Origin of the sequence: Mesorhizobium sp. ESP7-2 (assembly GCF_020164715.1) — a bacterium.
Classification (GTDB): domain Bacteria; phylum Pseudomonadota; class Alphaproteobacteria; order Rhizobiales; family Rhizobiaceae; genus Mesorhizobium.
Window position 1 is genome coordinate 1 of sequence record NZ_JAIUGQ010000020.1, and the last position, 13,742, is coordinate 13,742.

13 protein-coding genes and 1 pseudogene are annotated in these 13,742 nt (G+C 60.5%); 4 read left to right on the forward strand and 10 right to left on the reverse strand.

Annotated elements, in window-relative coordinates; translation table 11 throughout:
- Positions 1 to 73 precede the first annotated feature (73 nt).
- Together LB543_RS19175 and LB543_RS19180 are read right to left on the reverse strand one after the other, a co-directional pair.
- The gene (locus tag LB543_RS19175; RefSeq protein ID WP_140756867.1) at positions 74 to 2,158 is read right to left on the reverse strand and encodes a sigma-54-dependent Fis family transcriptional regulator; all 2,085 of its coding nucleotides are present in this window, start codon (positions 2,156 to 2,158) and stop codon (positions 74 to 76) included.
- Positions 2,159 to 2,263: 105 nt separating this feature from the next.
- A complete protein-coding gene (locus tag LB543_RS19180; RefSeq protein WP_224615185.1) occupies positions 2,264 to 2,737 on the reverse strand; it encodes a hypothetical protein in 474 nt (157 codons plus the stop codon).
- Positions 2,738 to 3,115: 378 nt separating this feature from the next.
- Between LB543_RS19180 and LB543_RS19185 the strand changes: the two genes are divergently transcribed.
- The 3 genes from LB543_RS19185 to LB543_RS19195 all read left to right on the forward strand — a co-directional run bounded on the left by LB543_RS19185 (position 3,116) and on the right by LB543_RS19195 (position 4,903).
- Positions 3,116 to 3,562, forward strand: a complete 447-nt coding sequence (locus LB543_RS19185; RefSeq protein WP_224615186.1) for a Fur family transcriptional regulator — start codon at positions 3,116 to 3,118, stop codon at positions 3,560 to 3,562.
- A gap of 55 nt (positions 3,563 to 3,617) precedes the next feature.
- A complete protein-coding gene (locus LB543_RS19190) occupies positions 3,618 to 4,589 on the forward strand; it encodes a CobW family GTP-binding protein (RefSeq protein ID WP_224615257.1) in 972 nt (323 codons plus the stop codon).
- Positions 4,590 to 4,660: 71 nt separating this feature from the next.
- Positions 4,661 to 4,903 carry a hypothetical protein gene (locus LB543_RS19195; RefSeq protein ID WP_140756873.1) on the forward strand — a complete coding sequence of 81 codons (243 nt, stop codon included), beginning with the start codon at positions 4,661 to 4,663 and terminating at the stop codon, positions 4,901 to 4,903.
- 101 nt (positions 4,904 to 5,004) lie between these two features.
- Here LB543_RS19195 and LB543_RS19200 read toward each other — a convergent pair whose 3' ends face one another.
- Together LB543_RS19200 and LB543_RS19205 are read right to left on the reverse strand one after the other, a co-directional pair.
- On the reverse strand, positions 5,005 to 5,790 hold the full coding sequence (locus LB543_RS19200) for a hypothetical protein (protein ID WP_224615187.1): 786 nt from the start codon (positions 5,788 to 5,790) through the stop codon (positions 5,005 to 5,007).
- On the reverse strand, positions 5,780 to 6,430 hold the full coding sequence (locus LB543_RS19205; RefSeq protein WP_318012983.1) for a HupE/UreJ family protein: 651 nt from the start codon (positions 6,428 to 6,430) through the stop codon (positions 5,780 to 5,782). Before LB543_RS19205 ends, LB543_RS19200 begins: the two co-directional genes overlap by 11 nt.
- A 436-nt stretch (positions 6,431 to 6,866) precedes the next feature.
- Between LB543_RS19205 and LB543_RS19210 the strand changes: the two are divergent.
- A pseudogene (locus LB543_RS19210) lies at positions 6,867 to 7,139 on the forward strand (Arm DNA-binding domain-containing protein); the annotation flags it as partial.
- A gap of 102 nt (positions 7,140 to 7,241) precedes the next feature.
- Here the strand turns inward: LB543_RS19210 and LB543_RS19215 are convergent.
- The 6 genes from LB543_RS19215 to LB543_RS19240 all read right to left on the reverse strand — a co-directional run bounded on the left by LB543_RS19215 (position 7,242) and on the right by LB543_RS19240 (position 13,727).
- Positions 7,242 to 8,138: a carbohydrate ABC transporter permease gene (locus LB543_RS19215; protein ID WP_224615188.1), complete on the reverse strand. Its 897-nt coding sequence runs from the start codon at positions 8,136 to 8,138 to the stop codon at positions 7,242 to 7,244.
- A gap of 1 nt (position 8,139) precedes the next feature.
- On the reverse strand, positions 8,140 to 8,991 hold the full coding sequence (locus tag LB543_RS19220) for a carbohydrate ABC transporter permease (RefSeq protein ID WP_411908769.1): 852 nt from the start codon (positions 8,989 to 8,991) through the stop codon (positions 8,140 to 8,142).
- A gap of 288 nt (positions 8,992 to 9,279) precedes the next feature.
- Positions 9,280 to 10,608, reverse strand: coding sequence for an ABC transporter substrate-binding protein (locus LB543_RS19225; RefSeq protein WP_224615189.1), 1,329 nt, complete (start codon positions 10,606 to 10,608; stop codon positions 9,280 to 9,282).
- A gap of 42 nt (positions 10,609 to 10,650) precedes the next feature.
- Positions 10,651 to 11,706: an ABC transporter ATP-binding protein gene (locus LB543_RS19230; RefSeq protein WP_224615190.1), complete on the reverse strand. Its 1,056-nt coding sequence runs from the start codon at positions 11,704 to 11,706 to the stop codon at positions 10,651 to 10,653.
- A gap of 386 nt (positions 11,707 to 12,092) precedes the next feature.
- The gene (locus tag LB543_RS19235) at positions 12,093 to 12,803 is read right to left on the reverse strand and encodes a ribonuclease activity regulator RraA (protein ID WP_224615191.1); all 711 of its coding nucleotides are present in this window, start codon (positions 12,801 to 12,803) and stop codon (positions 12,093 to 12,095) included.
- 24 nt (positions 12,804 to 12,827) lie between these two features.
- Positions 12,828 to 13,727 carry a dihydrodipicolinate synthase family protein gene (locus LB543_RS19240; RefSeq protein WP_224615192.1) on the reverse strand — a complete coding sequence of 300 codons (900 nt, stop codon included), beginning with the start codon at positions 13,725 to 13,727 and terminating at the stop codon, positions 12,828 to 12,830.
- Positions 13,728 to 13,742: the final 15 nt, after the last annotated feature.

Sequence of the window (13,742 nt, forward strand, 5' to 3'; positions counted from 1 at the left end):
CCGCGTCACACCGACAGAGTGCTCACACTACTTCGAAAACTCAGGCTATGACCAAAGCTAATCTCATCCCGCTCTAGAGGAAGCCGCGCCGAATGCCGTATTGGCCGAGCTTGCGATAAAGCGTCGGCCGCGAGATACCGAGCCTGACGGCGACCTTGCTGAGATTGCCGCTCTCTGCCGCCAGCGCGTTCTTGATCGCCTGGCGTTCGGCATCCTCGAATGTGCATACCGGTGCCTCGAGCATGGCTGCGGGATGGTCGCTGTGGATGGCCGCGTTGTTGCTGGCCGCATTGATTTCACCGGGAAGATCCTGGAGCTCGATCGTGCTGCCGCGCGCCAGTATGTGCAGGCGCTCCACCAGGTTCTTCAGTTCGCGCACATTGCCCGGCCAGCGATAGGCGAGCAGCGCGTCGAATGCGTCGTTTGAAAACTCCAACGGCTCATTGCCGGCCAGCGCCGCGATTCGGCGGTTGAAATGCTCGATCAGCAAAAGTATGTCGTCGCCGCGCTCGCGCAAGGCCGGGACTTGAATCGAGACGGCACCGATCCGGTAGTAGAGGTCACTGCGGAAGCGCCCGGCCGCCACTTCCTGCTTGAGGTCGCGGTTGGTCGAGGCAACCAGTCGCACGTCCACCGGCCGGCCCCTTGAGTCGCCGATGCGGTGGACCACACGCTCTTCCAGGACGCGCAACAGGAATGGCTGAATCTCCAGCGGCAACTCGCCGATTTCGTCAAGACTCAGCACGCCGCCATTGGCCATTTCGAAGATGCCCGGCTTGCCCTCACGCGAGGCTCCGGTGAAGGCCCCGGCCACATGGCCGAACAATTCGCTGCCGAACAATTCCTTGGTTATCGCCCCACAATTCATGGCGATGAACGGATCGTTTTCGGTGCGCCGGCTGCCGGCATGGACAAGCCGCGCGAACAGCTCTTTTCCAACCCCGGTTTCACCCTCTATGAGCAGTGACGTGACGCCGTTCGACCGCGCCACGCGGGAGGCGACATCGACGGCGGCGAGCAGCTTCTCGCTTTCGCCGACGATCATCTCCGCGGCTGTCTGCAGGTGCTTGTTAACCTCCCGGCTTACTGTCATCGCGCTGGAGACGGCCGGCATGGAGGGGAACACCAGAGCTGCGCCGCGAAGGTCGCCGTCGAGCTTCAGCGGCGTAACGTGGCAGGATCGCAGATGCGCCGGCAACGCCTTGGCAAGATCGGCGTCGGAGCCGGACGCCGGCAGGTTCATAAGCCAACGACCGCGGCCCGGCTCCATCGGGCCGTCCATCATATCCGTCGTATCGCCGTTGGGCACATTGTTGCAGAAGATCGCCCGGCCACGGTGGTCGACGATCACCAACCCGTCCTTTCGGCGGTAGCTAGGGGCCGAGGAAATGAAGGCTTCGAGCAGGCGCGTGCGCTGCTCCTGCTGCTGTTCGGCGAGCGCTTTTTCGATCTGCCGGGCGGTGGCGGCGACGAGCGCGGTGTTGTGCGGCCGGAAGATCGGCGAATAGCCTGACAGGTCGACGACCCCGATAATCTTGCCGTCGAGCGGGTCGCGGATCGGCGCCCCGGCGCAGGTCCAGGATTTGATGCCCGCGCAGAAATGCTCTGCCGCATGAACGAAAGTCGGCTCACCGGTCCACAGCGCCGTGCCGATGCCGTTGGTGCCGACGGCGTCCTCGTTCCATTTGCCGCCGATCCCCAGATGGATATCCATGCCGTCGTGCAGGGTCTTCTTGTCGCCGATCGCGTCGATCAGCACGCCGTCACTGTCGGCAAGCACAAGCATCGCGCCTGTCCCTTGCAACAACTGGCCAAGGGAGTCGAACGACCGCCGCGCCGCCGCAAGCAGTTCTGCATTGGACCGGGTCAGATATTCGATCTCGTCGCGATCACTGCTCAGCGGCGCTTCAATCCCCTGGGCGTTGATGCCGCCGGTGACGCTGCGATACCAGGAATCGTGGATGAGGGAGCGGACGTGGCTTGGTTGGACTGCGTCGCGGGCGCATTTGGGCGCGTCGGCCAGAAAATCTTCCCAGGCGCGCATGGTGGCCCGCTCGTCATAGTCGATGTTGCCCAGAACCATTTGCCCGGCGGCCATTGACGCACGCGCCGGAAGAGCATCGATCTTCATCTGATTGGGGCCTATCTCGCGTTTCATTCAGCCATCACAGAACGTATTGGGGTATGCTATTTCTGTATGCTGTCGCGTTTCGCAAGCTGACGCGGATTGGACGTGCACAAGCACGCCCGGGCGTCTGCCTCATCAGTCGATGCCGAGTTTCGCGCCGATATCGGCGGCAAGCTGTTCTTCGGTATAGGTGGGCGCAAGGCGGGATCCGTCCAACTCGGCAAGTGCTTCGGCGACGGTTTCGTCCACCGGCGAGAAAAAGCCATTCTGTTTCGTCGCCAGCACGAAGATCTGGTCCCCGCTCCGGTTGCGGATATCGCCGATGTGATGAAGTTGGCGGCCGGTGTTCTGATCCTTCGAGATCACGCGGCCGTTGATGGTGACCTGGATTGACGGTTTGGCTTCAGCCACAGGCGCAGCACTGCCGCCAACATGGATGATCAAACCTTCCGCCTTCGGTTGCTGGCGCGGCTTCCTGGATGCCGAATAGCCGCCGCCGCTGATCTGCTCGGCAAGGCGAACGATGGTCGAGCGGTTTTGCTCGATCAGTCTCTTGACTTGCACGTCCTCGCGCCGCGGTCCATCCCGCTTGGAGATGATCTCAACCATGAATCCTCCCAGATTCGCTTGGGCGTCGCCGTTAGCACGGCTTACTCCTCTTTTGAGCTGAACTCTACACCGCCTCGGTGAAGTTCGCCATTTCTAATCCCATAGCGCCAAAATTCGGGTCGCCGGTAGCAGGCGGCTGCTACACGGGATTTTGAGTAACACCCGCCTAAGGTTGCCTTGTTCGCCAATTCCGCGGGTTCGCTGTCAAGTGATTGCCTGTTGCGCAGGTAGAGTGCGCACGTGGTGCGCAGCATGGAAACAAAGTTCGGGATATGGCCGTTGCATTCCGGAACGTTGTGGTTGACGGGTGGATAGGTTATGTTATTACGTTCGCTAACAAAGAATCGTAATGTTATCTTATAACGAGTGTGACCCGCTATGCTTCGTCGATCATATGGGCAAACTGCGACGGTGGGGCAGATACCCGAGCTAACGAGGAACCAAAAGCTGGTGTTGGAGGTCATCTCCCATGCCCGCAAGCCGGTCAGCGCGTATGACATCCTCGATGAAATCAGGCCGCAAGGCATCCGATCGCCAGTGCAGGTCTATCGGGCGGTCAAGAAACTCATCCAGGATGGTACCGTCCACAAAATCGAGAGCCTGAATGCATTCGTGTTGTGCGCCGGCCCGCATGCCCATGGTCAGGGGGCAGCAATTCTGGCGATTTGCGAACGATGCGGCCGGGTCGCCGAGTTCTGCGACGACATCATCGATCGCCGGCTTGCCGAAGGGGCGGGACGCCAGAGTTTTAAGATCGAGGCCGTGAGCCTCGAACTTAGCGGGCTATGCGCTGACTGCCTTGTCGAAGCGAACGCAACCCTTTGAACGGCAGATACCTAATTCTCTGAGAATCCAGATCATCATTTGGAAGGAAAGATTGATGCCAATGCCTGTCGAGCGCACCCCGGTAACCGTGCTTACCGGTTATCTTGGATCCGGGAAAACCACGTTGCTCAACCGCATCCTGACCGAGAAGCATGGCAAGAAATACGCCGTCATCGTCAATGAATTCGGCGAAGTCGGCATAGACAACGATCTGATCGTCGATGCTGATGAGGAGGTCTTTGAGATGAACAACGGATGTATCTGCTGCACGGTTCGTGGCGATCTGATCCGCATCATCGAAGGTCTGATGCGCAGACGCGACCGGTTCGACGCGATCCTCGTGGAAACCACCGGCCTGGCCGATCCCGCGCCAGTCGCGCAGACGTTTTTCGTCGATGAGGATGTGCGCACAAAGACCAAGCTGGACGCCATCATCACCGTTGTCGATGCCAAGCACCTTCTAGGCGAGCTAGGCAAAGCGCATGAGGCGCAGGAACAACTCGCCTTCGCCGATATCGTTCTCCTTAACAAGACCGATCTCGTTTCAGCCGAAGAGCAGAAACAGGTGGAGGAGCGCATCCGCCGCATCAACCCCACCGCAGCGATCCATGGGACGGAGCGCTGCAGTGTCGGTCTCGAAAAGATTCTAGATCGGAACGCCTTTGACCTCGATCGGATTCTCGAGGTCGAGCCGGACTTTCTCGACGCGTTTCACGAGCACGAACACGACGAACACGTGACGAGTTTTTCGCTGGTGATGAAGGAACCGCTCGACCCTCAAAGGTTCATGCCATGGATCGGGATGATCACGCAGCACTTCGGAATGGACATTCTGCGCATGAAGGGAATCCTCGCATTCAAGGGAGACAATGATCGCTTCGTCGTGCAAGCTGTCCATATGCTGCTGGAGGGCGATCATCAGCGGCCTTGGAAGGACGACGAGGAGCGCGTCAGCCGTCTGGTGTTCATTGGCCGTAACCTGCGCAAGGACATCATCAATGACGGCTTTCTGGCATGCCGTGCATGATACCCTTCTTCAATCCGCTGGCACCTCGCAGCAGAACGGTCCCTCCCTCTTCGTCGAGAATCAAGGATTGGGTGAGAGCCCATATCGGTTGGTCCGAAGATGTGACCATTTCGGTCAATGAAATCATTTGCCGCGATCAGGGATGCCCGGATGTCGAGACGGTCATCGGCATCATGGTGGCAAACATGCCGACCAGGTCCATCCGCATTTTGAGGCCCATCGAGAATGTGCGCGAGACGGATGTGGCTCATGCACTGGAAATGCCGGGCCATTATCGGCCCGTTGATGAAAAGCGAACGGATAGGAGAGGGTGAGATATTCGGGCTCATCCCGCCAAACCGTTGGCGGCGGAGCCTCAGAAGTACCCTGCAAAGACGGTCGAACCGAAATTCCCCGGCAACCTCACAGCGCTTGTTCACGGAAGGGATGGCCTTGCAGCGTTCCGTGAACGGTCGCCTTGCCGATTGATGCCCGGAAACGGTGTTTCAAAGCGGTTTGCTCCGCCTTCGGTCAACGATGCCGGCGGAGGCGGTGGTGCAAGCACCGGAGGCTTGGAGGCAATTGCCGCGCCTCCAAGAAGAAGGCCGATCGCAATCAGCCAGCTGCCAAGGATGCGCGCGGCAATCGGAAACCAGCCGTGCCAGAAGGCGTGCCCGCTGAGACCAATGGCAGCCAAGATCCACAAGCCGATGAGAGTGGCGATCATCGAAATTGCGGGATCATGCAAAGTGGGGTCGGTCAGCGTTGTGGCGACACCGAGCATCGCGCCGATCAACATGGCGCCAACGGGAAGAATCCATCGTCTGACGCGGGCAGGCAGGATCAACAGCAGGCCGGCCGTAAGCGCCGAAACTGGCCCGGTCAGGAAAAGGTGCGTCGTCACCCCGGGGACGTCCGCCATGATCGCGAGATACCGATCACGAAAGGCAATTCCGAGCACGACGCCCAGGAGGAATGTTGCCAGTGCGACAGCCACGTGGCGTCCGCGCGCTAGTGCGATCGCCACACCCAATCCGGCAAGCGGCATGACCCGTTCTGCGGAAAGGCCACTGTTGAGAATCCACCATGTCGTCACTGTCCGTTCGGATCGCGTCTCCAATATGAGAGCGCAGATCGAGGCAATCCCGAGGAATGCCAGCAGGGGGCCGGACCAGCGCAGAGCCCCGGGCGTTGTTCGCTCAGTGTCGTTCTCAAGTGACAAGGAAATAGATGCCTCCAACCGCGATCAGCCCGCCCAGCACTTGCGATAGCCGTCCGCCGAACGGCTTGCCTAGAACAAGCCCGACCCCGATGCCAAGAAGATGGATCAAGCCGGTGGCGATGACAAACCCGATTGCGTAGTCGGCTGGATCGGCTGCGTTCGGAAGCTCCGCACCGTGAGCATATCCATGACAGATCGCAAACACTGCGATCAACAGCAAGGCCATCCATTCCGCCGGCCGCCAGGCGCATGCAATGGCCAGTCCTAGCGCGATGATCGAAAGCGCGATTCCGATCTCCACGCCGGGTAGAGGGATTCCCGCAATGCCGGCGATGCCGCCGAGAACCATGATCAGCGGGAAGGCAACCGGCAGCGTCCATATTGATCGTCCGCCGATTTGAGCACCCCACAGGCCGACGGCGAACATCGCCAGAAAATGATCGGGGCCGGTCAGCGGATGTTCGAATCCGCTGCCGAACCCCCCGGATCCAGACTGAATTATGTGAGCTTGGACCGCCGTTGGCATGGATATCAGCACACAACTGACGACCAAGCGAGAGACGAAGACACGCCCTGGGCGAAAGGCATCGGTTTGCCTAAAGTTCGGTTGAGGCGACGCGAGGGTCTGCTGACTACGCACTAATCACGCCACCCATGATCAATCGTTCCGGACAGAACTCTTTGGATGGTTCTAGCGATAGAGTGTGCGAGACGCATTGGCAATTTCAACAGTTGGCATCGTGATGCGGATCGTGCCCGCCGGTCTATCGCGAAGCGCTGATTCTGGAACAAAAAAATGCCACCGACATTCGGTGACTATCGGTACGCAGAGCTTGGCTTTGGCGGCCTGCCTGACGGGCCTTCGGCATATTGCTCACACGAATTTTCAAAAGTACCGTCGCGGCCAATCAGATCGTGTCCCTCTGCGTGGCGCGCTGATCAGCCCGGCCCATGCCGGAGAGCACGGCGACCAATGCCGCCAGCTACACCACGCAGAGGGACACGATCCTCGTGACGGTACTTTTTCGCTTCAAGGCATTGACGATAAAAGGGAATCGCCACTACGAGCCCTTGAAATTGCGCTGAAACCCAAAGACAAAATCTACAAAGTTGCAGACCACGACGGGATGTATGTCCGCGTTATGCCAAGTGGCGCGATCTCCTTTCGCCTGGATTACAGGCTCAACGGCCGCCGGGAGACCATCTGTCTGAGAGGGTACGGACGCGACGGGATTTCACTCGCCCGGGCTCGGGAGAAGTGCATCGACGCGAGGCGCGCCATCGGCGAAGGACGATCACCAGCGATCGAGAAGCGTCGCCTGAAGGAAGCCAAGAGTTTTGGCGAATTCGTCTGCTAACGCCGTGTTCGGCCACCGGGTATCGTGTGGACTCAGCTGCGATGGCGGAACGCCGGAAATTGCCGTTGCTGTCAGTTGCCCTATTGCGCTGGGCTACTCTTTGACCGCCCCGGTCATTGACGAAACATAGTGCTCGACGAAGAAGGAATAAAGGATCACCACCGGCAGCGACCCGATCAGGGCGCCGGCCATTAGCGAACCCCATTCGTAGACGTCGGAGCGGACGAGCTCGGTCAGCACGCCCACCGGCACGGTCTTGTTTTCGGACGACTGAATGAAGGTCAGAGCGTAGATGAACTCGTTCCACGACAGCGTGAAGGCGAAGATACCGGCGGAGATCAGCCCCGGCACCGACAGCGGCAGCACGATCTTGGTCAGCACCTGCCAGCGGCTGGCGCCATCGATGAGCGCGCACTCTTCCAGTTCGAAGGGAATGGAACGAAAATAGCCCATCAGCAACCAGGTGCAGAAAGGCACCAGGAAAGTCGGATAAGTCAAAATCAGGGCAAAGGGCGTGTCATAGAGCCCGAGATTGAAGACCATGACCGACAGCGGAATGAACAGGATGGACGGCGGCACTAGGTAGGCGAGAAAGACGGCGAGCCCGACCTGGCGCGACCCGGAAAAGCGCAGCCGCTCGATCGCATAGGCAGCCAACACCGCGGCGATGAGCGAAAGCACGGTAGCGGCGACCGAGATGATCGTCGTATTGAGCAGCCAGCCCGGATAGGAGGTCTCGAACAGCAGGTAACGGATGTTCTGCAACGTCGGGTGGACCACCCAGAACGGGCTCGATGTATCGTAGCTTGTCATCTCCGCGTTGGGTTTGATGGCGGTGATCGTCATCCAGTAGAAGGGAAAGAGCAGCACGATGACGAAAATCGCCAACGGAAGGTAGACCGTCACCACGCGGCGCGGCATGCTTTGCAAATAGGTCATGCCACCGTCGTCGCCGCCGGCGGGGTTCGGTTTAGCGTTGATTAGAGCCATCTCAATCTCCGCCGCCTTGCTGCCATCTGCGCCGCTGCAAGCCGAAATAGCTGAACAGGATCGCGCCTAGCAGGAAGGGGATCATCGCTACCGCGATCGCTGCGCCTTCACCGAGTTGCCCGCCCGAAATGCCGCGTTGGAAAGAAAGCGTCGCCATGAGATGTGTGGCGTTCACCGGGCCGCCGCGCGTCAGCACATAGATGAGCTGGAAATCGGTGAAGGTGAACAGAACCGAAAAGGTCATGGTGATGGCGATGATCGGCGTCAGCAGCGGCAGGGTGACATAGCGAAACAGCTGCCAGCGACCGGCGCCGTCCAGCGTGGCAGCTTCGTAAAGCGATTGCGGGATCGTCTGCAGGCCGGCGAGCAGGGTTATGGCGACGAAGGGAATGCCGCGCCAGACATTGGCGGCGATCACTGAAGCGCGGGCGTTCTGCGGATCGCCAAGGAAATTGATGTTGTGATCGATGAGGCCCATCTGCTTGAGAGCCCAGGAGATGATCGAGAACTGCGAATCGTAGATCCACCAGAAAGCGATCGCCGACAACACCGTCGGCACCACCCAGGGAAGAAGCACCACCGCGCGGAAAAAGGATTTGAACGGCAGGTTCTCGTTGAGCAGCAACGCCAGCCATAGCCCGAGGGCGAACTTCAGGATCGACGCGCTCACCGTGTAGAGAAGCGTGTTGAACACGGACAGCCAGAACACGCTGTCGTCCCAGAGATATTCGTAGTTTTCCAGACCGATGAAGACGCCTGGCCTGCCGATGCGGGCGTCGGTGAAGCCGAGCCAGACGCCGAGCCCCAGCGGATAGGTCAGGAAGACCAGCAGCAGCACCACTGTCGGCAGCATAAAGCCGAAGCTAAGCAGCCCGCGGCTTTCCGCAATGCGCGACAAGAAGGAGGGGCGGGGCGGGGCAGCGGCGGTTGTCACGGCCATGAAAAAGCTCCTCTGGTGGGTATCGAGTGGCCGGAGCCAGCAGTCTTTCCGCCTTCGTGGAGAAGACTGCTGGCGCGCGGATCTCACGGCCCCGCGCTCTCCTTATAGGGCGCTTGCATTTCGGCGGCACGTCTCGACCCACGCTGCGGCCGACCCGAAAATACAAGCGTCTTCTTCCGTGAACGGAAGAAGACGTGCGGACTACACCCGGTAATACCGGTTGGCGCGCTTCTCGGCCTCTTCCATTGCCTCCTGTGGCGTCGCCCGACCGGTCACCGCCTTGGCGAACATGTCGACCAGCACATAGTCGGCCATGGTGGCGGCCGAAGCGTAGCCGAGCGGCCCGGCGTAGCCGTTGTTGCGCAGCGTTGCGGACGCTTTGGCATAGGGCGCATAGTTCGGATCGGCCTTCCAGATCGGATTGTCGTCGTAGGCCTTCAAGGTTTGGCAGCAATAGCCGGAAGAGCCCTTGATCCATTCCGACATCTGCGGTTCCTCGAACACGAACTGCAGATAGGCCTTGGCCGCGTTCGGATAGGGCGTGTAGTTGAAGATCACCGCCGAGGTGACCTGGTAAAGCTCCACCGCCTTGCCGATCGGACCGATCGGCAAGCTAGCGGTGCGGATGTCCTTGGCCATTTCAGTCAACTTAGGATCCTTGTCCTTGTTGATCCTGGCGGTTTCATAGGCCGAGATACCGTTGGCGATGACGGACAACTCTCCGGCCAGGAAGGCGCGGTTGTTGTTCACGTCGAGCCAGCTTTCCGTGCCGGGGATGAAGGTCTTGTAGAGCGCCTGAGCATATTCGATCGCCTTCATCGTCTCGGGACTGTTGATCACCACCTTGCTGTTCTCGTCGACCATCTTGCCACCATGGCTCCACAACAGCCAATGAGCGTAGTTGTTGCCGTCACCGACGCCATGCCCATGGGTGAAGCCGGCCGGATTGCCTTTAGCCTGCATGGCCTTGCACAATTCGAGGAAGCTGTCGGTGTCTTTCGGGAACTCGGAGAAACCGGCCTCCTTGACCCAGCTCTCGCGGTAGACGATGGCGTTGCCTATGGTGGCCAGCGGCAAGCCGATGAACTTGCCGTCCTTGGTGGCGTAGCTCTTCGGGCCCTCGTGCCAGCCGCCATACTTCTTGCCCAGATAATCTCCGAGATCGGTCACATCGAGGAGCTTGTCGGGATATTGGAAGGGATCGTCGAACCAGACGAACATCAGGTCGGGGCCCGAGCCGACATTGGCCGCGACCGCCGCCTTGGGACGAATGTCCTCCCAGCTCTCCTTGTCGACGCGCACCTCGACACCGGTGGCATCGGTGAATTTCTTCGTCAGCGCCAGCCAGGCGGTCTCATCGCCCTGGACAAACGGCGACCAGCGAAGGAGCCTGAGCTTGGCGCCTTTTTCGGGCGTGTATTTCGGCGCATCCTGGGCAAAGGCTGGCGTGCCAAGCAGGCGGTTGCCGATTGCTCCGGCAGCCGCCGCACCGGCGCTGGTTCGTATCACGTCGCGTCTGGTGAATCTCATTGCCATTTCCTCCTGTTTTGATTGGCTGAGACCTCGGTATGTTCAAAGCCGGCGGCCCGTATCTGCGTCAAAGAGATGGATCAGGCTCGGCTCGGCGGCAAGCTTGACGGTTTCGCCGGGCTGGAACGGGTGGCGCTCCCGGAAATTCGCGACGATCTCTTCACCGCCAGGCGCGCGGCCGATAATCTGCAACTCCGACCCGGTCGGTTCGACGACCGAAATGGTGACGGGGAAGCCCTGGTCGGAAAGGCGTAGATGCTCGGGCCGTATGCCAAGCACCACCGGACCGTTATTCAGGTTTTGCGGCGTCCGCGGCAAATCTATGGCGACGCCGCCGCTGCCTTCGAAGCCGCCGGCGCCAATGCGGCCTGTCAGCATGTTCATTGCTGGGGAGCCGATGAACATCGCCACGAAAAGATTGTCCGGCCGGTCATAAAGATCGAGCGGTCGTCCGATCTGCTCCACATTGCCGTCATGCATGACGACGATCTTGTCGGCCATCGTCATCGCCTCGATCTGATCGTGAGTGACATAGACGGTCGTGGTCTTCAGGCGCTGGTGCAGTTCCTTGATCTCCGCGCGCATCTGCACGCGCAGTTTGGCATCGAGATTGGAGAGCGGCTCGTCAAACAAAAAGACCTGCGGGTCGCGCACGATCGCCCGGCCCATGGCCACGCGCTGCCGCTGCCCGCCCGAAAGCTGCCGGGGATAGCGCGACAGCAGCGGCGTGAGGTTGAGAATTTCCGCGGCACGCTCGACCTTGCCATCGCTCTCCTGCTTCGAGACACGCTTCAACATCAGGGAGAACGCCATGTTCTCGCGCACCGTCATATGTGGGTAAAGCGCGTAATTCTGGAACACCATGGCAATGTCGCGTTCCTTGGGGGCGACCGTGTTGACAATGCGCCCGCCAATGGCGATCTCGCCGCGCGTGATGCCTTCTAGGCCCGCGATCATGCGCAACAGTGTCGACTTCCCACAGCCCGACGGGCCGACCAGCGTCACGAACTCGCCGTCTTCTATATCGATCCCGACGCCATGGAGAATTTCGGCGGCGCCGAAGGATTTGTAGACATCGCGGATCGCAACGGATGCCATCGATTCCCTCCCGAGCGATGCGACGCCTGCGAGGGAGACGTCCACTCCATACATACGCAGCTTGCAGTCTTGCCGCGTCCTCCATCTGAATTGGTAGCGCTACCAGCAGCGCATGTAAAGCACGGCCGGAAGGCTGGCGGATTTCCGAATGGCACGCCTTGCCATCCCTTTCTGCGACCAATCGATTTCATGGCTTCTCTCATCTCTCGCACGAGCACATCTTGCGAAACGTGCCTGCCGCGACCGGAGTGATCGCGTTGGATCCTGCGGTGCTTGCATTTGCGTCCCTCCTCCTTCTGACACATGTGTTCTCAAATCCGGGTCGCCTTCCATTAAACGGACAGGTTCATGCCACGGCTTTCCTGCTCCTCCGGTAGCGCAACGGTCTATCGGCCGTTGCTCTTTCGCCACTCGGCGAAAGCGGCCTGGTGTTCCTCCTTCGTGCAAGGGTAGAGACCGGTGATGGTCTGGCCATTCTTCACCTGCTCGACCACAAAATCCTCGTAAGCCGACATTTCCACCGCTTCGTCGGCCACCTCCTCGGCCAGATGGGCGGGAATGACGATCACGCAGTCTTCGTCGCCGACGACGATGTCGCCGGGAAAGATCGGCGCATCGCCGCAACCGATCGGCCCATTGATCTCGATCGCTTCATGCAGCGTCAGGTTCGTCGGGCTTGAGGGGCGGGCGTGATAGGCCGGAATGTCGAGCGCGCCGATCGTTGCGGCGTCGCGGAAGCCGCCGTCGGTCACGATGCCGGCGCCACCGCGCATCATGAGCCGGGTGATCAGAATGTCGCCCGCGCTTGCCGCCCGGGCATCCTTGCGGCTGTCGATCACCATGACATGGCCTTCGGGACAGGTCTCGATCGCGACGCGCTGGGGATGCTTCGGATTGCGGAACTCGCTGAGTTGGTTGCGGTCCTCCCGGGCAGGCATGTAGCGCAGCGTGAAGGCAGGGCCGACCATATTGCGGCCCTTGGGGGCCACCGGATGGACGCCCTGGATCACCTGGTTGCGCAGGCCGCGCTTAAAGAGGGCAGTCGCCAGCGTCGCGACGGACACGCCCATGAGTTTGGATCTGGTTTCAGATTTCATGACGGGGCTTTCCTCTGGGTGGGTTCAGACGAGTCCTGAGGATCTCAGGAAAGCGAGCATCTTTTCCTGCTGGCCGGCGGTCAGAGGCCAGGCGGACGGCGGCCGCGTCGGGCCGCAATCCTTGCCGACCGCCTGGAGAGCGGCCTTGACGCCGGTGACATTGGTTCCGTTCAGCTCTTCGGCGCGCACTTCCTCGAAGGCGCGCATGCCGGCGATCAGTTCGCGGGCGGTGGCATAGTCGCCGGCCTCGAGCGCCGAATGGATCGCGATCGAACGTTCCGGCCAGAGATTGATCAGACCGGAGGTGAAGCCCCGCGCGCCGACCGCGTAGAAGGTGGGGGCCCAGACTTCCGCGAGGCCGCCGACCCAGACGATCGACGGATCGCAGGCCGCTATCGCCTCGGCAAGCTTCATCGGGTTCGGCGTCGCCCACTTCACGCCCCTCACACCCGGAAGGGCGCAAAGGTCGGCAATCGCCCTGGTTCCGATGGCATCGTTGCGCAGATAGAGCATGACCGGCAGGCCGCCGGAAGCCTCGCTGACCGCCTTGACGTATTCGACCGTTCCGCGCGGAGAAACGAAGGGATCCGGCGGCTGGTGGATCATCAGCGCGGCGGCGCCCGCATTGGCGGAAGCCATGGCGAGTCGGCAGGCGTCGCGGATCGACCGGCCGATGCCGGCCAGCACCGGTGCGCGACCGGCAACCATCGCCGTCACCTCACGCACCATGGTGCAGGCTTCGTCTGTCGTCAGGGCGTAAAACTCGCCCGTGTTGCCGTTGACGACGGGGATGTGGACACCGGCCTGCAACGCGTGGTCGATGATCGGCTGAAGGCGTTTGGGTGCGACATTCCCGTCCGTGTCGTAGGGCGTGACGAGAATGCCGGAAATACCGGTCAAGGCCTTGTCGAGGTCGTGGGACATGGCTTTTCCTCGTCC

What these genes read in the sequence shown, in the direction of transcription:
- LB543_RS19230 (WP_224615190.1), bottom strand. Translation starts at nt 11,706, where the DNA reads ATGGCATCCGTTGCGATCCGCGATGTCTACAAATCCTTCGGCGCCGCC.
- LB543_RS19215 (WP_224615188.1), bottom strand. Translation starts at nt 8,138, where the DNA reads ATGGCTCTAATCAACGCTAAACCGAACCCCGCCGGCGGCGACGACGGT.
- LB543_RS19185 (WP_224615186.1), top strand. Translation starts at nt 3,116, where the DNA reads ATGCTTCGTCGATCATATGGGCAAACTGCGACGGTGGGGCAGATACCC.
- LB543_RS19175 (WP_140756867.1), bottom strand. Translation starts at nt 2,158, where the DNA reads ATGAAACGCGAGATAGGCCCCAATCAGATGAAGATCGATGCTCTTCCG.
- LB543_RS19190 (WP_224615257.1), top strand. Translation starts at nt 3,618, where the DNA reads ATGCCAATGCCTGTCGAGCGCACCCCGGTAACCGTGCTTACCGGTTAT.
- LB543_RS19225 (WP_224615189.1), bottom strand. Translation starts at nt 10,608, where the DNA reads ATGAGATTCACCAGACGCGACGTGATACGAACCAGCGCCGGTGCGGCG.
- LB543_RS19220 (WP_411908769.1), bottom strand. Translation starts at nt 8,991, where the DNA reads ATGCTGCCGACAGTGGTGCTGCTGCTGGTCTTCCTGACCTATCCGCTG.
- LB543_RS19240 (WP_224615192.1), bottom strand. Translation starts at nt 13,727, where the DNA reads ATGTCCCACGACCTCGACAAGGCCTTGACCGGTATTTCCGGCATTCTC.
- LB543_RS19235 (WP_224615191.1), bottom strand. Translation starts at nt 12,803, where the DNA reads ATGAAATCTGAAACCAGATCCAAACTCATGGGCGTGTCCGTCGCGACG.
- LB543_RS19180 (WP_224615185.1), bottom strand. Translation starts at nt 2,737, where the DNA reads ATGGTTGAGATCATCTCCAAGCGGGATGGACCGCGGCGCGAGGACGTG.